Raw genomic sequence first — 23,139 nt, forward strand, 5'->3', positions numbered from 1 at the left:
GGGCTTAGTATGGTGGGCATTGCCTACCTTCTGATTACTATAATCTCCTGATTTTGACTCGCTTGCTTGATGAGCCAGATCGCCCTACCTCCACTATCCGAGAGGTCGATCGCTCTTTTTTCATAGAAAGGTCGATCGCCCTTAATTCCCATTTCTCAACTAAGGTCGATCGCTCTTTCCTCCTCTTTCTCAAGTACGATCGCCCTTAACTCCTTTTTCACGCGCGAAGGTCGATCGCACTTTTGGAATAAGTCAAAAAGTGCGATCGCCCTTAACTCATCTTTCTCAACCAAGATCGATCGCCATGAGTGGAATTAGTCACAAAGTGCGACGCTTGGGATTGCAGATGGGCGATCGCTTGCCGATTTGCTACGATACAGTAGAACTATCCTGCAACGAAAGGTTGAATACGATCGTGCAAATTACCCTTAGCCAAGCCCAAACCCAAGTTCTCGAAACCCTCGTCAAACAAGGGCAATACCCCTCTTTAGAAGAAGCTATCAACACCGCCTTACTGTTACTGATTGATGACGTTGCGCTACCCGATTCCGATCGTAGCCCAGAATACTTAGTCTGGGCCGAAGCAACTCGCAAAAAAATTAACATCGCACGGGAACAAGCACAGCGTGGCGAAGTGTTAGAAGCAAACGTGGTGCTAGCTCAACTGAGAGCTAAAGTGCAAAGCGCCAAAGAAGCAGCAGTATGAAACGTTTGGTTATTACGATTGATGCGAGTCGAGATTTATCAGAAATTTCCGATTATTTTCTAGAGCAAAGCATAGATGCAGGCGATCGCTTTGTCGAAGGTTTTGGCAAAAAATGTCAGTATCTCGCCGAGTTTCCGTATTTGGGCCGATCCTACGATCGGTTTGCTCCTGGTTTGCGAGGGATACCGTTGATGGACTACATCATTTTTTACCAAATTGTTGGAGAAGGTATTGAAATTTTGCTCCTTAATTAGTGGTTATCGTAATTTGCAAACTGCTTTTAATCAAAACTGATCCAGAGTTTCTCCTCGAAAACTCGCAGATGCACGATAGTGCTGTGAACTCGGCGATCGTCCTTAACTCATCTTTCTCAAGAAAGATCGATCGCCATGAGTGGAATTAGTCACAAAGTGCGATCGCCCTTTACCCCTTTTTCTCAAGAAAGATCGATCGCCATGAGTGGAATTAGTCACAAAGTGCGATCGCTCTTTTGGGGATATGGAAATGGCGATCGCTCCTGACGGGTTGTGAGTGCGATCGACCTTTTCAAATAAACTCTATATGGTTCTGCATATCCGACGGTTCAAGTACCTCCCAAATCAGAATCAAACCGCGCACAATTTCACCAAGTGAACGGCTGTTTTGGTGACAGTAAACAATACCGCAATGCTCTAAACCCCGCTGATGAATTGCCAAAAAATCGTCATCCTGGGTAAAGATTACTCGTTCTTGAGAAATTGCAAAAGCTAATTGTTCTTCATCAGCAGCACTTAAAAGTCCTGCTTCCGGTGTAGTCGTAACATCAATACCGCGCCTTCTCAAAGCTTCTGCGATCGCCCGTTCGACTTGTTCATCACAATGAAATCGGATCTTTTCCAAGATTCTGCCCTCTCAATTTCTGCTGCACCTTGGAAGGAGTTTTAGCTTGCAATTCCCGCACAAAAGCATCACTATCTCGAATCTGTTGTCGAATTTCGTCAAGATGGTCGTGGTAATAAGTCAAGGCTGCGTATACATCTGCTAAATTAATTGTGGGATACCGCGACACAATTTCATCAGGAGACATTCCCATCTTTTCGTGCCAAATTACAACATCTTGAACCCTAATTCGATGTCCGGCTATACGTGGTTTACCGCCACAAATACCCGGAGTAATTTCAATATGTTCTTGGATTACCGATGGCATAGGCATCTGAGTCATGATTTTTTATCGCACAATGCGGAATTAGTTCCTATTTTAACAACAACCAAGGCGGTATAGATAGCGATCGCCCTTCCTGAGTCAACTTTTCCAGACTCAAATCCGATCTTTGTAAAGTTTTCTGAAGATTAGGCCGCGTTCTGTATAAAACTAGCGCCTTCTTCCAGATAGATAAGTCACGGTTGGTTTTTGAGTGCGACGGTCGATCGCCATGAGTGGAATGAGTCACAAAGTGCGATCGCCCTTTACCCCTTTTTCTCAACAAAGGTCGAGATCCCTTTTGGAATCAGTCAAAAAGTGCGATCGCCCTTAACTCATCTTTGTCAAACAAGGTCGATCGCCATGAGTGGAATTAGTCACAAAGTGCGATCGCTCAGAAGAATCGGGCATTATTTCTCAGCGAGCAACATGATGAATAGATTCAATATATCGCTCGATTTCCTCATCCGTGCAACTAATGCCATTCTGCCAAAGTTCATATTCACTAATATCGATATCTTCATTCCAAACCAGTCCATAACCACCCGGTTCAATTCTAAAATTCCTGAAAAACCCAGGATTGCGTAAGGTCGCAAACATCGGATTTTCTAATAACTTAGAAATGTCGTATTTTTTCACTTCTAGATTTGTAAACTTAACTATCAAGGTGCGACCGTCAATAGCTTGAGCAGAAACAATGCGCTCAGATTTCATAAAAAAAATCCCAGTTATTTTAATGGTGGAAGTTTACTAAATTCTTGGCTGTTCCACATATCCAGCAGTTCTTTCTGGTACAATGTAGCCCATTCTATTACCAGCTTTTGAACCCGATTCGGTAAGTCTCCTTCAATAATCTCTGGCATACTCAATACCGATTAAAGCATTGTACTCACCGTAAACTGCGTGAAAATGAGGAGGTGGATGATCCCCAAAGAAAATTTTGATGATTATTCCCTAAAATCGTGCAACTTCTGGCATAAAGGTTCTTTAAATAATGATACGAGGACTATTATAGCCGAGCTAATGACACAATGACAGTCGAGATCCCTTTTGGAATTAGTCACAAAGTGCGAGATCCCTTTAGTCCTTTTTCTCAACTAAAGTCGATCGCCCTCTTTCGATCGCTCCCAACACTACATGATTTCGTAAAGTTTTATGATAATTAAGCCGCGTTTCGCACAAAACTAGCCGATCGCACCTGATAGATCGATGACGGTTCACCTCAAAAGTGCGATCGTCTGCGAAAAAAATGCTTGCGGGCGACGGTATTGACCAATAACCAATAACCAACAACCAACAACCAACAACCAACAACCAATAACCAATAACTAATAACCCACAACTACCACTGCGGCTCAGAAGCCATCAAAGCAGTAGCAGCCTCGCTCGGTAAAGGCTTAGCAAAAAAATAACCTTGACCGTATTCGCAGCCGATCGCCCTCAACCTAGCTAATTGTGCCGCCGTCTCCACACCCTCAGCAATCACATCCATACCCAAAGCGTGAGCCAGCGCCACAATCGTCCGCACGATCGCCACATTCTCCCCCTCGCTTTCGATCTCCATCCGCCCCACAAACGACTTATCAACCTTCAAAGTATCCGTAGGAAACCGACTCAAATAACTCAACGACGAATAACCAGTGCCAAAATCATCAATTCCCAACTTGACATTTAACGCTTTCATCTGCTTCAAAACCCCGATCGCCGACTCCACATCCTCCATCACCACACTCTCAGTAATCTCCAACTTCAAACTCTCGGCACTCAAACCCGTTGTTTCCAAAATCACCTGAATGCGATCGACCAAATCCGGCTGAGCAAACTGCTTCCCAGATAAATTTACACTCATAATCAAAGGTCGATCGAAATCAAACATTCCCTCCCAAAGCCCCAACTGCCGGCAAGCCTCCTCCAACACCCACTCACCCAGCGGCACAATTGCCCCCGTTTCCTCAGCCACCGGAATAAACTTCATGGGCCCAATCAAACCCCGCAGCGGGTGTTGCCAACGCACCAAAGCCTCAAAGCCAATAATCCTACCGCTTGCCAAAGATACAAACGGCTGATAGTGCAGCAAAAACTCCTGACGCTTGAGGGCCATCCGCAAATCAGTTTCCAACTGCAACCTCTCCACCGCCAAAGCGTGCATCGAAGCATTAAACACCTGATACCTTCCCGTTCCCAAAGCCTTCGCCCGGTACATCGCCGTGTGGGCATCCCGTAGCAAGTGTTCCGGCTGTTCCCTGACAGTAGCAGCGGGTTCGCCCCCCAGGGCAATCCCGATGCTCGCAGTCACAAACACCTCCTGCCCCTTCAACTCAAAAGGCACAATTAAAGCTTGGTGAATGCGAGCGGCCAAATCCACAGCACTGTCAACATCAATATTCCTCACCAAAATCGCAAAATCGTCGCCCCCCACCCGCGCCACAGTATCCCCGGGGCCAATAATCGCCCTCAACCGCAGCACCACCGACATCAGCAGTTCATCCCCCACCAAATGACCCAAAGAATCATTAATCACCTTAAACCTGTCTAAATCCAGAAACAGCACCGCAAACAGATAGCTGCGGCGGCCCCTAGTATTGGCGATCGCCCGCCCCAGGCAATCCACGAACAAATCCCGGTTGGGCAAACCCGTCAGAGAATCGTGAAAAGCATCGTAAAGCTTCCTGTAAGCACTGACACCCACACCAGTCACCACCAAACCCAAAGTCGGCGACACTAACGGTACCCACCCACCCCCAGTAAAAATCCCATAACTAATCCCCAACAGCCCCATCAATGCAGCACCCCCAGCCAATCCCGCCCTCACAGGGTGCACAATACGCCAAGCCAAAACCCCGCCAATCACCGCCCAAGCACCGTTCCACAAAATTTCCGCCCATTCCGGCCACACCCAAAACAGCGATCGCCCATCCAAAACCGCACTCAATATTTGGCTGAGCATTTGCGCGTGCAGCAACACCCCCGGCATTTTCGGACTTTGCTTTTTAACCGGGCTGTAAGGCGTCAAAAACAAATCTCTGGTACTCGGTGCCGTCGTCCCGATCAACACAATCTTGTCCTTAACCCAGCTTGGTTCAATTTCCCCCTTCAATACCTGCCTGATACTGACTTGTCGCGCCACATCCTTACCAGAACGGTATTTGAGCAGAATTTGGTAGCCTTTGGCATCGAGATTTGCATAGCCGCCACTGTTAGAAGTTAAAGGCACAAATTCTGCCTTTCCCCAGTTGATTTGGTGGGGATGAACAGGGCTATTTTCCGGCTGCACTCTGTCTTTGAGATACAACAAAGCCACTTGCACAGAAAACGAGAAAGCAGTATTCTTCTGTGCTTGCGAGACTGAGAGCAAATTGCGGCGTACAACGCCATCAGGATCGAGCACGAAGTCGTTAAAACCGACCCGATCGGGCGGTATCCCCGGAGGCGCAGGCACTCCCTCACTTTCTGAATCCCTCAATTTATAAATCGCCACCACATTCGGTGCTTTCAGCCCGGCCAGCAATTCTTCGTGTCCCGGCGCTTGAGGCAAATCCCGGTACAAATCCAAACCGATGACTTTTGGCTGATACTTTTGCAGTTTTGCCAAGGTTTGAGCGATCGTCTTGTCGGAAATCGGAAATCTCCCCAAAGCTTGAATATCGGCTTCAGAAATTTCCACTACCAGCAGCCGCGGATCGGGGCCGGAATCTGGCTGCAAGCGCACTAACGAGTCAAAACTCCCCAACTCCCAGCTTTGCAGGCCTCCCAACTGCCGAACTCCCATATTCAGCAGCGTTACAGTCGCGCCCACAAGCATTGCAGGCAAAATCCTGACCCGTCGGTTTTGAGAACTCAGGTTGAGGCCAGTTGCCACAGACATGACATATCGAAGATTTCGAGAGAATTTGGCAGTCACAGAAAAAATATGTCGGTGCAAATTAGCTTTGCACAAGTCTGTTCTTACAGAATTGAGCTTAATATGAGATTGAATGTAATTTTTTCAGAACTTCTGCCGCAACCGAGTTTCTTTAAGCTAATTACTCGATTTGGCAAAGTATTTCTCGAATCGGAACCGGGTTTTTGAAGATTTGCCGACAAATCCTGTCTTTAATTCCCCCGTTTCCCCCAATTCCCACAAGCGTTAAAATTTAGTCGATCGAACTTTCAGGATATTTTTGAGATTATGGCGAATCAACTTCCGATTCCGGTGATTGTTAACGGTGCAGCAGGCAAAATGGGCCGCGAAGTAATCAAGGCGATCGCCCATGCTAGTGACATGACCTTATTTGGGGCTGTAGACCGCTCTCCTGAGTGCCTCAACGCCGATGCCGGCGAATTAGCCGGATGCGGCCCGTTAGAAGTTCCCATCACAGACGACTTGCAAGGAATGCTGGTATTAGCAGCTCAGGAAAAGCAGTTAGGCGTGATGGTAGATTTTACACACCCTTCGTCAGTTTATGAAAACGTGCGATCGGCTATAGCTTACGGCATTCGCCCGGTAGTCGGCACTACTGGCTTGAGCAGCAAGCAAATTGAAAACTTAGCTGAATTTGCTGACAAAGCCAGCATCGGCTGTTTGATCATACCCAATTTCTCGATCGGCATGGTTTTGCTCCAACAAGCCGCCGTCACGGCATCTCAGTATTTTGAACACGTAGAAATTATCGAGCTGCACCACAATCAAAAAGCCGACGCTCCCAGCGGCACGGCGATTCAAACTGCCCAAATGTTAGCAGAAATGGGAAAAACTTTCAATCTGCCAGAAGTTGAGGAAACCGAAAAATTAGCCGGAGCGCGGGGATCTGTGGCGGATGAAGGGATTCGCATTCACAGCATCCGTTTACCCGGTTTAATTGCCCACCAAGAGGTAATTTTTGGCGGCGCAGGTCAAGTTTATACTTTACGACACGATACGAGCGATCGGGCTTGTTATATGCCCGGAGTTTTGTTATCAGTGCGAAAAGTCATAGAATTGCGATCGCTCGTTTACGGATTAGAAAAAATCCTGTAATTAGCGATCAGTTGACAGTTGTCAGTTGATAGTTGTTATTAGTTTCAACAATCGCCTTAAACCTTTGATTAATCTCGCTGATTGCCAAGTCTCGATCCCCCTAAATCCCCCTTAAGAAGGGGGACTTTGATCAGAATCTTGTCCCCCCATTCTTAAGGGCTGCGTCAGGGAGATCGAGTTATTGTAGGGTGCGTCAGGGCAGAATGTTTTGACAACAGACTAACAACTTTCCCCCTGACGCACCCTACGGTTGATTAGCTTCTTCCCTCTTCCTTCTTCCTTCTTCCCTCTTCCGACTTCCATCGGACTTCCATCCGTTACATCCGTTACATCCGTTACATAATCCGTTGCCGAACTTCCCTCTTCCTTCTTCCTTCTTCCCTCTTCCGACTTCCATCCGTTACATCCGTTACATCCGTTACATCCGTTACATCCGTTACATAATCCGTTGCCGAACTTCCCTCTTCCTTCTTCCTTCCTCCTATGCTAATTCCCCTAACCCAAGAAACCTTCAAAGAACTAATTCCCGCCGTCGCCACGGGAGCGCAATACAAATATATCTGGGGAAAACCGCCCGATTTTTTGAGGCGAATGTTAATCTCTGCAGTCAGCGTAGTTTTCCTCCTGGTAGTTTACAACTTCGTCGGTTCCGATGTCGGGCCGCTAGTTTTAATCACCGGATTGATAGCTGGTTTGTACTGGCTGTGGGGGCCAATTTTGTGGGCAAGTTTGCGGAATGCAGAATGCCGCAAACATAAATATTGTGGTTTTTGGCAAGGGCGAGTTTTGGATATTTATATCACAGATGAAATCACCAGTCAAGAAGAAACAGTCAATCAAAAAGGACAACTCGTAATAGTAGACAACCTAGAACCGCGCATCAACCTAGAAATAGGCGACAAAACCGGATTTACTACCACATTGCGAGCACCCCTGCGAAAAGATCACCAGGGAATTGTCCCCGGCCAAGCAGCATTAATGTTAATCATGTCAGATATAGAAGACTTAGGCAGAATCGCCAAAGTTTCCGACATTTACATTCCCAGCCGCGACGTGTGGGTAAGCGATTATCCTTATTTACGCAGAGATTTGTTTGTAGAAATGAGCCAGCAAATCAAAAAAGGTAGACAGAAAAAAGGGCGGGATACAAACAATCAAAGCAGAGATGTAAAAAGACGAACCGCCGATTATTAAACAACAATTTCTCCATCCCCAGAAACCCACCCATAAACCGGGTTTTTACTCCGAAAACCTGTAGTCTCTCTCGCTGATAGCCGAGGCCAGATTCCCCTAAATCCCCCTTAAGAAGCAGGGTGGATTAATTGTCAACGCAATAATGTATCATAGAAGAGGCAATCAGATATTACCATCGGGTAAGACTATCACTATAGGACAAAGAATTAATGAATTTATTAGAAGCGATTAAATTAGTTCCAGACCATCGAAAAAACCGAGGAATTAGACATCCACTCTGGCTGATGCTCACAATAATTTTGTTGGGTAGTTGCACGGGATATTGGGGGTATAAGCCCTTGGTAGAATTTACAAAAAATCATCGAAAAAACCCTCATAAAATTATTGGCTCTCCCGCCTGATATTCGCTTTCCATCAGATTCAACGTTTAGAAATATAATTCAAGCATGAGATTTTGAGATTTTAGCAGTTCTTTTTAATGTGTGGTATAAACAAACATTGTCAATAGACGAAGGAGAATGGATGGCAATGGACGGAAAAGGCATTAAAAGTACCTTAACAGGTGGCAACAGCTCTTACCAAAACTTTGTCACTATGGTTTCCGTTTATAGTCATCATCATGGATGGGTAGTGAGACATCAAGTTATGGAAAACAAACAGAAAAGTGAAGTCGAAGTCGTACAGGATATCGTTCAAGAACTCTCCGGTAATAAAGTAGTAATTACCCTCGATGCACTACATTGTCAAAAAAAAACGCTAGCGTTAATTATTAATTGTGGCAATGACTATATAGTTACGCTCAAAAAGAATCAATTAAATCTGTTTAAAGCGGCTAAGAAATTAGTGAGTTCTGCCGTGGCGACTGACGAATACGAAGTCTCTGAATGTGTACATGGGCGAACCACAACTCGCCACACCAAGATTGATCCAATTCCACCTCAATTATTACCCCTTTGGAGGAGTGCAAAACACATAATTGTGGTCAGGAGATCTGGAACCAGATGGGAGGGAAAAAAAAGTCGTCGTCACCTGATTAATTTCGATGAAGTACACTATTATTTAAGTAGTCGGGATTGGTCTGCGAGTCAATTTGCCGAGGCTATTCGTGGCACTGGTTAATTGAGAATCGACTGCATTGGGTTAAAGATGTGACGTTAAACGAGGATAACGATATTCGTCGCGGTGGCAATGCACCTGCTAATTGGGCAATGGTCAGGCAATTTTTAGTGTCATTGGCTCGAATGAAAGGTACTCATACTTTTCCTGAAGCTTTAAGATTAATGGCTAATCAAATAGAAGATTTGAGTGAGTTGCTTTTTGATTTATCTGGTCAAGATAAACCTGTTAAATGCCTCGCATAAAGTTGGTCAATAGCCTTCATAGCCTTGATTTCGCCTCTCGACAATTAATCCACCCTGCTTAAAACGCAAATCTGCTGCAATTGCCGATCGCACTATAAATTACAAAAAAACCAATTCCTGTAGGGGCCGTGCCAAAAATGCCCGCCCCGATTCATGTATAGCAACCGCCACATCGGTGAGGACATAAATAACTTCATGAATAGAGCCGATAGCCGTACTGCATCAATGATTTGATTCCCGTTATGCAACTGTCAACTGTCAACTGTCAACTGTCAACTGCTATAACAAACCGCATCAACTGTTCCCCTCTTGGCCATAAGCCTGCCAAGCCAAATCCACCAAACCGTTAACAATAGCCACAGCCACCACCGCAGAGCCCTTGCGGCCCTCAATCCGAATGTGAGGAATCATCGAATCGTGCAGCCGCGACTTAGCCACGTCAACCCCCACAAACCCAGAAGGAGTCCCAATTACCAAAGCCGGCCGAATTTCCTCAGATTCAATCAAATCTACGATCGCCGACAAAGCAGTTTGAGCCTGGCCCACAACAAAAATCCCTTCAGGATAGCGTTTTGCCAAAGTTTCAATCCCCCAAGCCGCCCGCGTCCTTTCCTTTTGAGGGCGCGTCAAAGCCTCCATCGAACAGTAAACCGGATTCGCAAAGGTACTTTGGATTAGGGGCGTAATGCCCACCTGCACCATCGGCACATCTACCACGATCGTAGTCCGAGCAGCCAAAGCTGCCGCCCCAGCCTGCAAAGCCTGATCGGAAAAACTAATTAAAGACTTGTACTCAAAATCAGCAGTCGCATAAATCACGCGGCGGACTATTTCGTACTCCGCCGCTGAAAAACCGTGGTCGCCAATTTCGTTATCGATTAATCCCAGACTCTGGGCATCGCTTACGTGCCATTCCATTTGTTGGATAGCTGTCGCCTGTGAGTTGTCAGGTATCAGCTTACCAGCTTTTAGTCATTCGTTGACTGTTGAGTAAAATCTGCTTTCCTGCCAACTGCCAACTGATATCGTTTCCGGTTGCATCGGAATAATAAAATCGAGTCAACAGTTAACACTCAACCATTCAGTTTTTCGATCCCTCCTTCTACAGTCAACAGCGATGCCCGCTCGCGAAGTCGAAGGGTCAACAGTCAACAGTCAACAGTCAACAGTCAACAGTCAACAGTCAACAATCATGTATGAGTGCAACCGGAATTGATATGACAACTAAGTTTCCGACGACGAAGAAGATTTGCCCAACACCGGAGTCAGGAATGCCACCAAAGCTCCGATCGCAAAACCGGCCACATTCCGAACCACAGGCAACCAGTCAGAAGTCCGAGTCACCACCGGCCCCAGTCCGAAAGCGAAAAACAGAATGCCCCACAGCGGCGAAAAAATCAGCGCCCACTGCCAAGCCACAACCTGTCCCGGCTTCCGAGGCTGAGCCGCAAACCCGCAGATGACGCCGCCAACCACCGACGTAATTAACGTCAGAATCCACTGTTCCCTGGGCAAACCGGGAACCACGCGGCATCCGCCCTGACGCAAACAGCCTTCTATCGACTCCAAAGATTCAATAATCGCTCGATCTTCCCCATTGTCCCGCACAAAAAATTGATTACCGTAGCGGGTTTGCAGTTCCACCCAAAAAGTGCGTGGCAGCAGCGGATACAGCGAGTCGCCCACATTAAAATTGAGCAAATTGCCTCCTCGGGGGTCAGCAACTAGCAACACACTCTTGTTATCTAGCCCCCAATAACTTTTGACAGCCAAACCGGGCGTGCGATCGTACTGAGTCAGCACTCGCAGTTTCCAGCCGGTTTCGGCTTCAAATGCCTTTAAATTTTTTGCCAAATTTTGTTCTTCAATATCCGTAAGGGCTTTAGCTAAGTCAATGATCGGCGTCTGAGTTGAAGGCAACAAATCGGGATTATTGAAAGCGTGGGCCGCAGGTGCGATCGTCCACACAGACAAAGCCAGAAAAAATGCGGCAACAGAGGCTAGAAATTTTCGCGGGAAAAGCTGTGACATAGGAACTTATAATCCGGGTCTTAATTGTGAATGCTAGCTGGCGGTCTTAACCAGAGGATAAGAGAAAACTCATATTTCTTTACAATTATTTACTTTACAGGAAGCCGAGAGCAAGGGGAAGAGTTCAAGCAAGGAAAGTTTTGAACAGTCAACCGTCAACAGTCAACCGTCAACAGTCAAATGACTAAAATTGAGATTTTGCCCCAACCCCCTCACAGAGACGCCGATCGCGATCACTCACATTAGGATTAGTTCTCAGATAATCTCCCACCCAGTCACAGCCCCTCACCAGCAAATCGTCAAGATCCAAATTCCACAAAATCACCCGATTATCCCGGCCCGCAGAAGCCAGAACCTTCCCATCCGGGCTAAAACTCACACTCATCACACTATCCTTGTGACCCGTCAAAGTTTTCAGCAAAGTCCCGCTGCGACTCCACAGCTTCACCTTATGGTCATAACTGCCCGAAGCAACCAACAAACCATCCGGGCTAAAACCCACGCTAGTCACGCTGTCGCTAGAACCCTTCAGCAGCGTCGCCACCAAAGTCCCGTCTACCTTCCACAATTTCACCGAATTGTCGTAACCAGCCGAAGCCAGCATTTTGCCATCAGGGCTAAAAGCAACCCCCAACACAAAACTGTTGTGAGCTCCTTCAAAAGTTCTTAGCAAACGACCATCCCGATTCCAGAGTTTGAGAGTACCATCATCACTTGCAGAAGCCAGCATCGAGCCGTCGGGACTGAAAGTCACCCCAGTCACCCAGCCTGTGTGTCCCGTCAAAGTCTTAATCAGCCTGCCGTTTCTAGTCCAGAGTTTCACAGTCTTATCCTTGCTCGCCGAAGCCAGAACTTCGCTGTCGGGGCTAAAACTCACGCTCATCACGCTGTCGGCGTGGCCGTCGAGAGTGAACAGCACAGAAGGCGAACACGGAAACAGCGGAGCCGAAGGACAAGGAAGAATATTACTCATCCCCTCCTCTTTCAGACTCCAGACTTTCACCGTTTTGTCGTAACTCCCAGAAGCAAGTAGCTGGCCGTCGGGGCTGAAACTGACGCTGGCGACTCTCTGAGTGTGTCCTTCCAAGGTTTCCAGCAAAACCCCCGTGCGGCTCCAGAGTTTGATAGTTTTGTCCGTAGAAGCAGAAGCCAGCCTTTGGCCGTCGGGGCTGAAAGTAACGCTTTGCACCCGGTTTTGGTGTCCGTCGAGGGTTTTGAGCGGCACGTCATCGAGCCGCCACAGCCTGACAGTTTTGTCAAAACTTGCCGAAGCCAAGGTTTTGCCTTCCGGGCTAAAACTCACCTGAGTAACTCGATCGGCGTGTCCCTCAAAAGTTCTCAGTAAGCGACTTTCTGGTTTAATGTTGCTAGCATCGGTTGGGCGTTTGTCGCCAACACCAGCAAGACTCCAGAGTTTGACAGTCCCGTCTGCACTTCCAGAAGCAAGTGTTTGACCGTCGGGGGAGAAACTGACACCAAATACCCATTTGCTGTGTCCCCGCAAAGTTGTTAGCAGTTCGCCCTTATTTGCTTGTGTTGAATTTTCTGTTGCTGGGTGTTTTAGTGCAGCGATGCTCCAGATTTTCACCGTTTTGTCTTCACCCGCACTGGCGATCGTTTCACCATCGGGGGAGAAACTGACGGTGTAAATTTTCGAGGGTTGTCTGTTTTCGCTATGCCATAAATTAGCGATTAACCGGCCGTCAGAACTCCACAGTTTCACAGTACCGTCATCGCTCGCCACAGCGACTATTTGGCCGTCGCGGCTGAAGCTGAGCCAATTTACGGGAGCAAATTGTTCGATCGTTCGCAGCAGCGTGCCGTCGGTTTTCCAAAGTTTGATAGTTTTGTCTGTAGATCCACTGGCGATCGTTTGACCGTCAGGGCTAAAAGCAACGCTGGTAACACTATTAGTATGCCCGTTGAAAGTTGCCAGCAAACTGCCGTCTGTTTGCCAAATTTTGACAGTTTTATCTAAACTTGCCGAGGCTATGATTTTGTTGGCGGGACTGAACGCGACAGAGGAGACGCTGTTAGTGTGACCCTTGAAAGTTGCCAACAAACTGCCGTCGCGCTGCCAAAGTTTGACGGTTTTATCTACACTGGAAGAAGCTATTGTTTCGCCGTCTGGACTGAAGCTAAGACCCCAAACTACATCGCCGTGTCCTTCCAAGCGGTTGCGTTCTTTGACTCCATAAACTGCCTGCTGGAGGGCAGCAGAAATCAGAATTTCGGTGTCTTTGAGAGTGTACATTTGTTGGGAGTGTTCGATCTGTTTCCACTTTTTACCAGCTCTCAAACTTTCCATCATGGCGTCAAATTTGTTGTTTGAGAAATAAAGTGCTTCCGAAGCTGCAGTCAGGGTACTGATTTCGGCTCGCTGAGTTTGAGCGACAGCTAGCTGTTTTTGACCCACAGCCCGCCACCAAAAATTTACGGCGGCGATGGTGGAACTGGTTAGCAGCATGACGCCGATCACTGCTAATCCCAGCAGTTGCTTGAGAAAAGTATTGGCTCGGTAGAGCTGTGCTTGACTCATTTTTTTGTCCGCTTCTGCTTTGTGTAGTCTGGCTTCTAAGCCGAATCTTTGGCGGATCGGCCGCACTAAATAGTCGTGTACCAATTGATAGCGGTCTTCTGGGGCTTCCCGCAGCAGAAATAGCAAACCGTGACCGACTAAAATGTCTAAAATTAAGTCGAGGTTGTCGGTTTTCTTTTGTCGGCTTTCTGGGTCTTTTGCGAACTGTCGCTGTAGGGAAATTCGGTTTCTGCCGATCGCCAATAATTCTTTTTCGCCCGCATCTGCTGGCTGTTGGCCTGTCACTAACGAGAGTTCGTGTTTTGTTTTTATCAGGCGAACGCCTCTTTCATCTGTCAGGGAAAACAAGATTTTCCACGCTGCATCTTCGTTAACCAGACCGCAGTCAGAGATGACTCCTTCGAGCGATCTTTTCACTAATTCCGCTTTGGGATTGTCCCCCAATTGCTGGTATTGTGCTAGACTGGTAATACCTTCTTCTTGCAGTTGCGCTCCCACTACCTGCAATTCGATTGGTCGCACTTCTTGCAGTTCGTCTGCTAAATCTTCTACGAAGGCATCGATCAGTGCCGGCTCTAAATAAAATTCCGCCCGTTCTGTTAAGTGTCCGATGACAGCCCGCGCGTCTTTGATAGAAAAACTCCGCAGTTGGTAGCGGATGCTTTTGTCGAGAATATTATTGTTAATAGCGTCAAGATTTGGGAAGCGATCGCAATCCAGTAAGTAGTGTAAATAATCTTCGCGCAAGCACAGAATTATCTTGACGTAAGGCAGGTTCAAAAACAAGCGCAAAAAGTTATAAAAAAGTTGTCTTTGTGCCACCGAAGTCGAAACAAAGAAAAACTCTTCAAATTGATCGAAAATCAGCACAGTCAACAAATTATTTGTGGCATTTTCGCGCAACTGCTCTATAATAAAAGAGGAGATTTCCGAGCTGCGAGCGGGGATAACCGAGCAACTTTTTTTGTGAATTCCCTGTACTCCTTTGGAGATTAATTTCCTTTCCTCTTCGGCTTGTTTGTCGTACAGCGCGCCGTTCAAAGCATTTTCTAACTCCACCAACCAGTCGGTGTAAACTTTGACTACTACGGGCAATGTATCGCGCGCGCCCGGAGTAATATTTTTCAAAGCTGGTACTAAGCCGGCATTGACTAGAGAACTTTTCCCGACACCGCTGGGCCCGTGAATAATAGTTAATTTATGGTCGTCCCTGCTAATTCTTTCTAGCAAGTTATTGATGTCTGTTTGGCGCGAGTAAGCTGTCATGGACGCTGCGATGGCGGCTTGATTTTGAGCTGAGGGGCCCGAAGGATTGACGGCTTGTCGCTGCTGCTGCAATTGGCTGGCTCCGATAAAAGCCCTAAATCCGTATTGATATTCGATCGAACGCTGGGTTTTTTTAATCCGAAATGCTTTAAGATACTCTCCCTGCTCGAAATAAACCGCTTGCAATTCCGTCAAAATATCGATGTAAAGTCGGGGGTCGTACTTCGGCTCGCTTTGAGATTGAGCCAACTCCAAAGAATGAACCGCTGCTTCCCACTGCCCTAGCTGTCGCAAACTTCGGGCTAAAAGTAAAAGATACGAACTCCTGTCGGATTTGGGATGTTGGATTTTAGATTTGGGATCGTTACTTGACTCGTTAGTACCTACAAATTCTGGGTAATTTCCTTCAAACCCCAATCTCAAATCTTCAATCAGCAATCTCAAATCATTAGGCGTTTGATCCAAAATCGCCAAAGCCAACTCGGCTAGCTGGCGGGCTTGACTCCACCTCGACTGTTGCAGGGCAACTTCAGCCAAAAAGCCGTAATCTTGAGCTAGTTGGCTGGGAGTACCGTAAGTGAAGTGCAACTGCAAAGAATTTTCAGCTAATGCTTGCAACTCTCCCCAAGCTTTCAAGCGCTGCAGCACTTGTCCCAGGTGTGCTGTCACCTCAGCTACCAATTCCGGGCGTGAGGCAAGGGAGAAAGCGTTTCTAGATTGTTCCAGGCTAATCCAAGCTTGTTCCCAGTGTTGGCGGTTGGCTACCGGGTTTCTGGCTGCTTGCAAGCGGTGACACAGGGCTATGTGAAACAGCACTATGCCTTCTCTCTCTAAAAATAAAATTTTGGGGACAGGATTCGACAAGGAGGAGAAGGTTTCTGGGTTTTCGGAATGTTCCAAGTTTGCCAGTTCCCAGTTGCCCGTTTTCTGCTGCCAAAATATTAAGCTTTCTTGGTAGTGAATTAAGGCTGTTTCGGTTTGGTCGCTGACATAGTAATCTCGACCGAGAACGAATTGCAGGCTGGCTTTGAGGGCGGGTTCTAATTCTTGACCGCGATTTTGTAAATCTCTTAAAGCTAATTCTAGTTCTCGGCGTGGCAAAGAGCCGATCGCCAAATCGAAGGTATTGCCCGGACTCAAGGGCGAATAGGAGTGGACATCTGATAGTCGTCGGTTTTGGGGCCCTGAGTTAACAGTTAGAAAGCGTTCTCCAGGGCTGATTTCGCGCTCTAGGTCGCGTTTTTCGCACGGGGTTTCGCAGGTCTCACCATTAGCGATGGTGCTGAAGTTGCTGCTAGCGAGTTCTTGATTGAGTTCGCCTATTTTAAATATAGTATCGGCCCGCCTAGCGAGGAAATTAATTAATTCGTCAACGCCCATTTCAAATTTAATTGTGGCGGCGGCCCAACTTTTGAAATCCGGGGCCAGACGAATCATTTTGGTCACGATGTCATCTGTTACCCACAAAATCACTGGGCAGGAAAAATTCTTGCGAAATTCGTCTCGCACTTGATTGGTAGAGGCCATCAGTTCGTCGATCGCTACTACTGTTTCTAAACCGAATACCATCAAAGCCGAGGCGGCACCGACAGGCGAGTACCCCTCCTGGAAAGTGCTTGCCTGCAGAGTAGTGTAAAGGGTTTTGACTGAAGCTGGCAGGACGATATCTTGAATTGGAACTGGGGACACTTCTCGCAGCCGCTGCGCTATTTGCTGCCGCAACTGCTCGTAGTTGCAGCGCACCAAAATTAGCGAGAATTGGTGTTGAGACATTGTGATAGACCTGACCAGAGTTTTGAGCGAGCGCTCGTTGTAGTTGGCAGTTTCTTGTACCTTAATTAGATCGGTCATGCGTGCACCTCTTTTGCATTAATCAATTACCTAACGCTCGCCAATCGTGACTGAAAGCGTATCTACTTAGACATAGCCGTCTCTGTCTGACGCTTTATCTCTGTATAAATACGTAGTTTTCCGTACTTGTCCTATCAATACTTACATAGTTATTATAGCCAATGTAAAGATATCATACCTCTCAATCTCAGAGAATGCTAGACTTCCCAATAAAAATTTAAGGTCATCTTAGATTTTTCGATTCAGCTATATATAAAAAACTACCGATCATAAATAGCCAACCGCTAAGTTCATGATCATACCGACGACTAGCTATTAGTAAACAACTCTGATATATCTGTAGCAGGCATTTAACACAACCGCAAAAAAAAACTGTCGTCCGGGATGGGATTAGTTGAAATTAAGAGCAACAGATAAAAACAGACATAGGGGGTCTGACATTGCAGATATGAGAGTTGAGAGTGGGCAAAGTCCTTAGTGGTGGCAAAGTTTTACACGACAATAACATTCACCGCCTATAGCCAGCATTCACCAGAAATCAGCCAGTGGCAAAAACCGCTGACTGATTTCTGTATTGGATTGTAAGATTTCGGAGTTGTGAGCGATGAATTTTCAGTTAAATACTTTCTAAGTCCCTCGTGGTTAAGGGTTCTTAGAGTCACGAAGCTATCTCAAAAATCCCAACTATTTTGCTTCAGTGCGCTGCTGCCACTCCTTATATTTTCGGGTTTCTGCTAGGGCTGGATTAATCCCAAACCAACGACCTTCTTGATCGCGGTATTCAAAGACAAACATACTTCGCAACAAGATTTGAGACTCTTCTTCGCCGGTTACACTTTGTCGGTTGACGACTTGAAACAGCAATTCCCATTCCATGTCATTGATGGCTCCCAAAAGGTCATCGCGATATTCTTGAATGACGCTTTCGAGGCATTCGCGAGAGAAGGGAGGGTCTTCGTGCTGCAAACAGCTATACAAAAGCATCAGTAGATTGCGAACGTGACCGCCACTAATCCGACACAGCCGATCTAAAGTTTCGGGAGAGTCAAACACCTGGGAAATCAAATCAAGGCGTTGATGGGGAGCAACTTTCGGGAAAGCTCTAGCTAATACTAGCTGCCGCAGCAGTGCCATTCCTTCAATGTGGTCTTCGCCCGATCGCATTTGCACCGGTACCATCGGCATCACCTTGGGCTTGACTCCAAATCGACTAGCGAGGCGGCCGAAGTCGTTGGAAAAAATCAAAGTCAAGGGAATCGTGTAGACAACATGGCAATTAAGTTTTTTCAACTGTTCGCCGCGGTCTAAAAACAAGTATTCTGGCTGGGTGCGTCCGCTGGGTTTGAGGGAGGCGTCGAGGCGATCAAGGTTGTCAACAATGACTGCGAGCCCTTTTTTGCCTTGGTGCTTAAGTTCGGCGTTAGCTTTGTTGAGAAGTTCTTCGTTGATCGACTGCAAAATGCTGTTGGTGCGGGGTTCGAGATATTGCCTGAGTTGCGATCGCAGTTTGGGAGAGTCTTTAGTTTTAGCAGTAACTCTAGCAATGCCTACAGATAACTCGGCTTCCGCTGACAAATCTATGGGAGTCTGCAAAAATTCTGCTACTTCTGCAAACAGATTTGTAAAATAGCTCGGTCTGAGTTTGATTTTAGCCGATTCCATAGTTTCGCTGACTTGGCGCGCAATGCTCAGCAAAATATCGCTGATGTCTACATCTCCCATGTCTAAGTCTTGGGAAGACTCGAAGTAGACGACGCAAAAACCCTCTTGCTCTAACTCAGCTTTCAGCCGAAACAATTCGGTAGATTTGCCACAGCCGATATGTCCTGTAAATAGCTGACAGGTTGGCTCGTTGGGGGAGATGCGGGTAATGGTTCGCTGTAAAGATTCAATGATTTTGCCGCCACGCACGGAACCAAAATCAATGTAGTATTGATAATCTCCTGGGTCTCCCGCAACAAGGGTCTTGCTCGGGTTGCAGGCTTTATAGAATCTGTCTAATTCGAGTGCGATCACAATAGAAGCCGACTAAAAGTTAAAAAAGTTAATCGAAAGTCTAAACTTTCTTTGCCTGAGTTTAGTTTGATTTGTAACCTTTTGCACTGTGGGGTAATGCCCTAAATACCCAAACAACCTGGAGCTGGTAAGGGGTTTTCCCGGCGCTGGAATTGGAAATTCTTAATTAAAACTTTTGAATTACCTAGCGGGCTCAGTGATATTACTGATCTTGGCAGGAGTCAGGGTAAATTTGTGGGGATCTGGTTAAATGGTAGGGGAAAACAGGGTTCAAGAGAGAGATTAAACAGTTTTGAATTTGTGCTAATCCTTAATTACTATATTGTCAAGACGTAGATGGCTAGTTTTGGAGCGGTTTCTCAAACAGAGTTAGGGCGCAGGCGCCAAAAGTTGCGGCAGCAGAGGCGCGCTCGATTGGCGGCTGTTGTGTGGCAAATGCTGGCAGCAAGTGCAATGGCTGGAGGTTTACTGTGGTGGATTGCTCAGCCGGCTTGGTTAATTGCCCGATCGGAACAAGTGAAGGTGGAGGGCAATCAGTGGCTGTCGGATAAGGCGGTGCGGTCTTTGGTGCCGCTGTCTTACCCGCAGTCGCTGTGGGGGATTCAACCGCAGGCCCTGGCCGAAAAGCTGGAGTCAACGGGGCCCATCGCTAAAGCGAAGGTGACTCGTAACTTGTTTCCGCCGAGTTTGACTATAGAAGTGGCAGAACGCCTGCCGGTGGCCGTGGCGCAGCCGACGGCGGTGTTGAGATCGAACAGTGACAAGGAAAAAGTGGGGTGGCTGGACGCTCGCGGAGGTTGGATGCCGTCGGATAGTTATACTGCTGTACGATCGCAGAATAATTCGATCGGGCCCGGCAGCATTCCGGGAACGCAGCCTCAGCGTTCTTTGCCCACTTTAAAAGTCATCGGGCCTTTGGAACAGTATCGCGCCTCTTGGCCGAAGTTTTACCAAGGACTCAGCGGCTTAACGGTGAAAGTGTTTGAGATTAATTGGCAAAACCCGAATAACTTGATCTTGAAAACAGAGATCGGTACCGTACACTTAGGGCCGTACAGTTCCAAGACTGCGGAGCAACTTAAGGTTTTAGACCGAATGCGACAATTGCCAAAACAGCTAGATTCAAGCAAAATAGCCTACATTGACTTGAAAAATCCTGCTTCGCCGATCGTCCACTTGCCAGAACCCCCCCCTAGTTTGGAGAGTGCAAGTCCCCCACCAACTCGCGGTCAGAATTGATCCTCTGTCAAGAAAAGGTAGAAGTATCCGTCATCCGGCAGAATTTTTACCGCTCTGGATAGATACGCAGGGCTTGACATAGGGACAATTGTTTGATAGGGCTCCTTTAGGGAAAAAAATCCTGCTTTTTTTCCCCTAAAGAAGCGTCTCCGGCTAGTGTTGATGTTTTGTTGTTCTGCAAAGCCCTACAAATGCCGAAGGCACGAGCGCCTGAACGGGGCAGGGGCGAGGTACGGGCGATCGACACCGACAAAATCCGAGATTCCTAACATTCAGCCTCGATCTGTGTTAGTTTTTCGGCAACTTTAGCCTATAGTTGATGTGAATTGGCGTTTAGTTAAGTTAAAAAGCTGTAATCTACTATCCCCGACTCTAATGAAGCTTAATAATAGACAGGGGTCTGATCAAGACAGTCCCCCTTCGGAAGAAGTAAAAAATTTTCCGGTGGCTCTCGATTCTGCCAATCCGTTTAGACGCAAGTCTGGTTATGTAAATGTAGATAGTATTGATATCGATCCTATGGTGAATCCCAAAGACATAATGCCCAGCAGTGCCGCGAGAATCAAAGTAATTGGTGTCGGCGGGGGTGGCGGCAACGCCGTTAACCGGATGATTGCTAGCGAGATTTCTGGGGTCGAGTTTTGGTGCGTGAATACGGATTCCCAAGCCCTGGTGCTGTCAAATGCTCCCAAACGCTTGCAAGTCGGACAAAAGTTGACGCGCGGCTTGGGTGCTGGAGGCAATCCGGCGATCGGACAAAAAGCAGCCGAAGAATCTCGCGACGAAGTTGCTAATGCTTTGAATCACGCGGATTTGGTGTTTATCACAGCCGGCATGGGCGGCGGTACTGGCACGGGTGCGGCTCCGATTGTCGCTGAAGTAGCCAAAGAAATGGGCGCGTTGACTGTGGGCATAGTAACGCGGCCTTTTACGTTTGAGGGACGGCGGCGCACCAGCCAAGCCGAGGAAGGGATTGCAGCTTTGCAAACCCGGGTGGATACGCTGATCGTGATTCCTAACGACAAGCTGCTATCGGTGATTTCGGAACAAATGCCGGTGCAAGAAGCTTTTCGAGTTGCTGACGATATCTTGCGCCAAGGGGTTCAGGGTATTTCTGACATTATTACGATTCCTGGTTTGGTGAACGTTGACTTTGCTGACGTGCGGGCTGTAATGGCAGATGCGGGTTCGGCGTTGATGGGCATCGGCGTGGGATCTGGCAAGTCGCGGGCTCGGGAGGCTGCGATGCAGGCTATTTCTTCCCCGCTGCTGGAAGCTTCGTCTATTGAGGGCGCTAGAGGTGTGGTGTTTAACATCACTGGCGGTACTGACATGACTCTGCACGAGGTGAATGCCGCGGCTGAGACGATTTACGAGGTTGTCGATCCGAATGCGAATATTATTTTTGGAGCGGTGATTGACGAGCGGCTTCAGGGCGAAATTAAGATTACTGTGATCGCTACTGGTTTTTCGGGAGAAGTTCCACCTTCTCCTGCGGGGCGCACTCAAAATGTGAATGCTCCTTGGCGGGCTGCAACTGTGCCGGTGACTCCTGCTCAACAGGCGCCTGATCCGAAAATTAAACCGCAAGATTTGGGATTAGATATTCCTGAGTTTTTGCGTAACCGTCGCCCACCTAGATAATTGTAGATTTTAGATTTTAGATTTGGGATTGTGGATTGGGGATTTGGAATAAGTCTAAAATCTCCAATCAAAAAAATCTAAAATCTACAATCTATTGAGATTGTGGATTTGGAATTAATCAAAAATCTCCAATCAAAAAAATCTAAAATCTAAAATCTAAAATCTAAAATTTCTAGGGTTTGGCCTGGTTCGGGTTCGAGGAGTTGGGTGGAGAGTCCCGATTTTGCTAGTAAATCGCGAAATTCGGGGAGGCTGCCGAGCGATCGCGCTAACATTGGTAAAATACCGGTGGCTCGGATATCTCCTGCAGTTGTAGGTAAGAAAAACTTCGGTTTGAGAGTTTCGGCGAGTTTGAGGGCTTCTTTGGGCCCCATGATGACTTGTCCGAGGAATGGGAAGATTTGACCGATGACGGGGGCGATGGCTACGTCTACCGTGTCTATTTTCTGTTTGACTTTTTCTAAGGGCGGTAAGTGCGGTTCGTAATAAAGTGTCTCGCCGCTGCTTAAATCTTTTAACAAATAGCCGTTTTCTTCTTGTCCGGGCTGAATTTCGGCTCCGGGTACGGCGATTATTTGTAATAATTCTTTAAATTTAAACTCTTGCCAATTGGCTAAAGATGTGATATTGGTGTATCCCAAACTGCTGAGGACTTTGGCGGCGGTGGGGGAGGCGATCGCGGGAATGGTGCGATCTAGTTTTTCGAGTGTTGGTCTGTGACAGTGGTCGTCTAAGCCTTGGGAAATTAGGATAAGGTCGATCGGCGGTAAGGTGTCGGGCGTAAAGGCGACGGGGGTGTTGTGGTAGGCGGTGAACAGCCAGGGTTGACCGTAAAATACCAGGGGATCGATTAGCCACGGATCGACGAGGATGGTTTGGCCGGCGATGTGGAAAATCCAGGAGTTGAGGTCGATGCGGGTGAGTTTCATAGTTTGCAATAATTCTTTACAATTGGTTTAATCATAGCTAATTTTGTTTGGGATTTTTTTACCGCAGATGAGGGCGGATGAACACGGATTAACGCGGATATGATGGGATTTTTTTACCGCAGATGAGGGCGGATGAACACGGATTAACGCGGATATGATGGGATTTATCTGCGTTTATCTGCGGTTG

Annotated in this window: 25 protein-coding genes; 10 read left to right on the top strand and 15 right to left on the bottom strand. The window is 47.2% G+C overall.

Annotated features, from left to right (window positions below):
* Positions 1-155: 155 nt before the first annotated feature.
* Entirely contained in the window at positions 156-293 is a 138-nt protein-coding gene (locus QUA44_RS08090; RefSeq protein ID WP_333249770.1) for a hypothetical protein, read from the bottom strand.
* Positions 294-304: 11 nt separating this feature from the next.
* Here QUA44_RS08090 and QUA44_RS08095 point away from each other — a divergent pair, with 11 nt between their 5' ends.
* The 3 genes from QUA44_RS08095 (at position 305) to QUA44_RS08105 (ending at position 1,227) form a co-directional block, all read left to right on the top strand.
* Positions 305-706 carry a hypothetical protein gene (locus tag QUA44_RS08095; protein ID WP_333249772.1) on the top strand — a complete coding sequence of 134 codons (402 nt, stop codon included), beginning with the start codon at positions 305-307 and terminating at the stop codon, positions 704-706.
* The gene (locus QUA44_RS08100; RefSeq protein ID WP_333249773.1) at positions 703-960 is read left to right on the top strand and encodes a type II toxin-antitoxin system RelE/ParE family toxin; all 258 of its coding nucleotides are present in this window, start codon (positions 703-705) and stop codon (positions 958-960) included. The genes QUA44_RS08095 and QUA44_RS08100 overlap by 4 nt, the downstream gene beginning before the upstream one ends.
* Before the next feature lie 135 nt (positions 961-1,095).
* A complete protein-coding gene (locus tag QUA44_RS08105; protein ID WP_333249775.1) occupies positions 1,096-1,227 on the top strand; it encodes a hypothetical protein in 132 nt (43 codons plus the stop codon).
* Between the two features lie 25 nt (positions 1,228-1,252).
* Here the strand turns inward: QUA44_RS08105 and QUA44_RS08110 are convergent, their stop codons facing one another.
* From QUA44_RS08110 to QUA44_RS08140, 8 genes are all read right to left on the bottom strand, one after another.
* Positions 1,253-1,585 carry a DUF5615 family PIN-like protein gene (locus tag QUA44_RS08110; RefSeq protein WP_333249777.1) on the bottom strand — a complete coding sequence of 111 codons (333 nt, stop codon included), beginning with the start codon at positions 1,583-1,585 and terminating at the stop codon, positions 1,253-1,255.
* Positions 1,560-1,892: a DUF433 domain-containing protein gene (locus QUA44_RS08115; RefSeq protein ID WP_333309622.1), complete on the bottom strand. Its 333-nt coding sequence runs from the start codon at positions 1,890-1,892 to the stop codon at positions 1,560-1,562. The genes QUA44_RS08110 and QUA44_RS08115 overlap by 26 nt, the downstream gene beginning before the upstream one ends.
* Before the next feature lie 46 nt (positions 1,893-1,938).
* Complete coding sequence (locus QUA44_RS08120) at positions 1,939-2,136, bottom strand: hypothetical protein (protein ID WP_333309625.1); 198 nt, start codon at positions 2,134-2,136, stop codon at positions 1,939-1,941.
* 167 nt (positions 2,137-2,303) lie between these two features.
* Positions 2,304-2,600 carry a DUF2442 domain-containing protein gene (locus QUA44_RS08125; RefSeq protein ID WP_333249784.1) on the bottom strand — a complete coding sequence of 99 codons (297 nt, stop codon included), beginning with the start codon at positions 2,598-2,600 and terminating at the stop codon, positions 2,304-2,306.
* Positions 2,601-2,614: 14 nt separating this feature from the next.
* Positions 2,615-2,749, bottom strand: a complete 135-nt coding sequence (locus QUA44_RS08130; protein ID WP_333249786.1) for a DUF4160 domain-containing protein — start codon at positions 2,747-2,749, stop codon at positions 2,615-2,617.
* Positions 2,733-2,837 (bottom strand): DUF4160 domain-containing protein, encoded by a 105-nt coding sequence (locus tag QUA44_RS30670; protein ID WP_445243649.1) that lies wholly within the window; start codon positions 2,835-2,837, stop codon positions 2,733-2,735. The genes QUA44_RS08130 and QUA44_RS30670 overlap by 17 nt, the downstream gene beginning before the upstream one ends.
* A gap of 129 nt (positions 2,838-2,966) precedes the next feature.
* A complete protein-coding gene (locus tag QUA44_RS08135) occupies positions 2,967-3,245 on the bottom strand; it encodes a hypothetical protein (RefSeq protein WP_445243650.1) in 279 nt (92 codons plus the stop codon).
* Positions 3,229-5,751, bottom strand: coding sequence for an EAL domain-containing protein (locus tag QUA44_RS08140; RefSeq protein ID WP_333249789.1), 2,523 nt, complete (start codon positions 5,749-5,751; stop codon positions 3,229-3,231). The genes QUA44_RS08135 and QUA44_RS08140 overlap by 17 nt, the downstream gene beginning before the upstream one ends.
* A gap of 303 nt (positions 5,752-6,054) precedes the next feature.
* Here QUA44_RS08140 and dapB point away from each other — a divergent pair, with 303 nt between their 5' ends.
* Complete coding sequence (dapB, locus tag QUA44_RS08145) at positions 6,055-6,882, top strand: 4-hydroxy-tetrahydrodipicolinate reductase (RefSeq protein WP_333249790.1); 828 nt, start codon at positions 6,055-6,057, stop codon at positions 6,880-6,882.
* 335 nt (positions 6,883-7,217) lie between these two features.
* On the opposite strand, the gene QUA44_RS08150 is transcribed toward dapB, so the two are convergent.
* Entirely contained in the window at positions 7,218-7,436 is a 219-nt protein-coding gene (locus QUA44_RS08150; protein WP_333249871.1) for a hypothetical protein, read from the bottom strand.
* Here QUA44_RS08150 and QUA44_RS08155 point away from each other — a divergent pair.
* From QUA44_RS08155 to QUA44_RS08165, 4 genes are all read left to right on the top strand, one after another.
* Positions 7,366-8,076: a phosphate ABC transporter permease gene (locus QUA44_RS08155; RefSeq protein ID WP_333249792.1), complete on the top strand. Its 711-nt coding sequence runs from the start codon at positions 7,366-7,368 to the stop codon at positions 8,074-8,076. The genes QUA44_RS08150 and QUA44_RS08155 overlap by 71 nt on opposite strands.
* A gap of 209 nt (positions 8,077-8,285) precedes the next feature.
* Positions 8,286-8,477, top strand: coding sequence for a transposase family protein (locus QUA44_RS30675; protein WP_445243647.1), 192 nt, complete (start codon positions 8,286-8,288; stop codon positions 8,475-8,477).
* A 58-nt stretch (positions 8,478-8,535) separates the two neighbouring features.
* Entirely contained in the window at positions 8,536-9,195 is a 660-nt protein-coding gene (locus QUA44_RS08160) for an ISAs1 family transposase (RefSeq protein WP_333249868.1), read from the top strand.
* 29 nt (positions 9,196-9,224) lie between these two features.
* On the top strand, positions 9,225-9,437 hold the full coding sequence (locus QUA44_RS08165) for a hypothetical protein (RefSeq protein ID WP_333249794.1): 213 nt from the start codon (positions 9,225-9,227) through the stop codon (positions 9,435-9,437).
* Positions 9,438-9,731: 294 nt separating this feature from the next.
* Here QUA44_RS08165 and QUA44_RS08170 read toward each other — a convergent pair whose 3' ends face one another.
* The 4 genes from QUA44_RS08170 to QUA44_RS08185 all read right to left on the bottom strand — a co-directional run bounded on the left by QUA44_RS08170 (position 9,732) and on the right by QUA44_RS08185 (position 19,140).
* Complete coding sequence (locus tag QUA44_RS08170) at positions 9,732-10,355, bottom strand: precorrin-8X methylmutase (RefSeq protein WP_333122874.1); 624 nt, start codon at positions 10,353-10,355, stop codon at positions 9,732-9,734.
* Between the two features lie 306 nt (positions 10,356-10,661).
* Positions 10,662-11,468, bottom strand: a complete 807-nt coding sequence (locus tag QUA44_RS08175; RefSeq protein ID WP_333249795.1) for a TPM domain-containing protein — start codon at positions 11,466-11,468, stop codon at positions 10,662-10,664.
* Positions 11,469-11,652: 184 nt separating this feature from the next.
* Positions 11,653-17,124 (bottom strand): WD40 domain-containing protein, encoded by a 5,472-nt coding sequence (locus QUA44_RS08180; protein WP_333249798.1) that lies wholly within the window; start codon positions 17,122-17,124, stop codon positions 11,653-11,655.
* 684 nt (positions 17,125-17,808) lie between these two features.
* Positions 17,809-19,140, bottom strand: coding sequence for an ATP-binding protein (locus tag QUA44_RS08185; RefSeq protein ID WP_333249800.1), 1,332 nt, complete (start codon positions 19,138-19,140; stop codon positions 17,809-17,811).
* Between the two features lie 336 nt (positions 19,141-19,476).
* On the opposite strand from QUA44_RS08185, the gene QUA44_RS08190 reads away from it, so the two are divergent.
* Both QUA44_RS08190 and ftsZ read left to right on the top strand, forming a co-directional pair.
* A complete protein-coding gene (locus QUA44_RS08190) occupies positions 19,477-20,379 on the top strand; it encodes an FtsQ-type POTRA domain-containing protein (protein WP_333249802.1) in 903 nt (300 codons plus the stop codon).
* Positions 20,380-20,754: 375 nt separating this feature from the next.
* Positions 20,755-22,023, top strand: a complete 1,269-nt coding sequence (ftsZ, locus tag QUA44_RS08195; RefSeq protein ID WP_333249804.1) for a cell division protein FtsZ — start codon at positions 20,755-20,757, stop codon at positions 22,021-22,023.
* A 149-nt stretch (positions 22,024-22,172) separates the two neighbouring features.
* On the opposite strand, the gene QUA44_RS08200 is transcribed toward ftsZ, so the two are convergent.
* Complete coding sequence (locus QUA44_RS08200) at positions 22,173-22,952, bottom strand: MBL fold metallo-hydrolase (RefSeq protein ID WP_333249806.1); 780 nt, start codon at positions 22,950-22,952, stop codon at positions 22,173-22,175.
* Positions 22,953-23,139: the final 187 nt, after the last annotated feature.

Origin of the sequence: Microcoleus sp. N9_A2, assembly GCF_036701775.1 — a bacterium.
Classification (GTDB): domain Bacteria; phylum Cyanobacteriota; class Cyanobacteriia; order Cyanobacteriales; family Microcoleaceae; genus Microcoleus.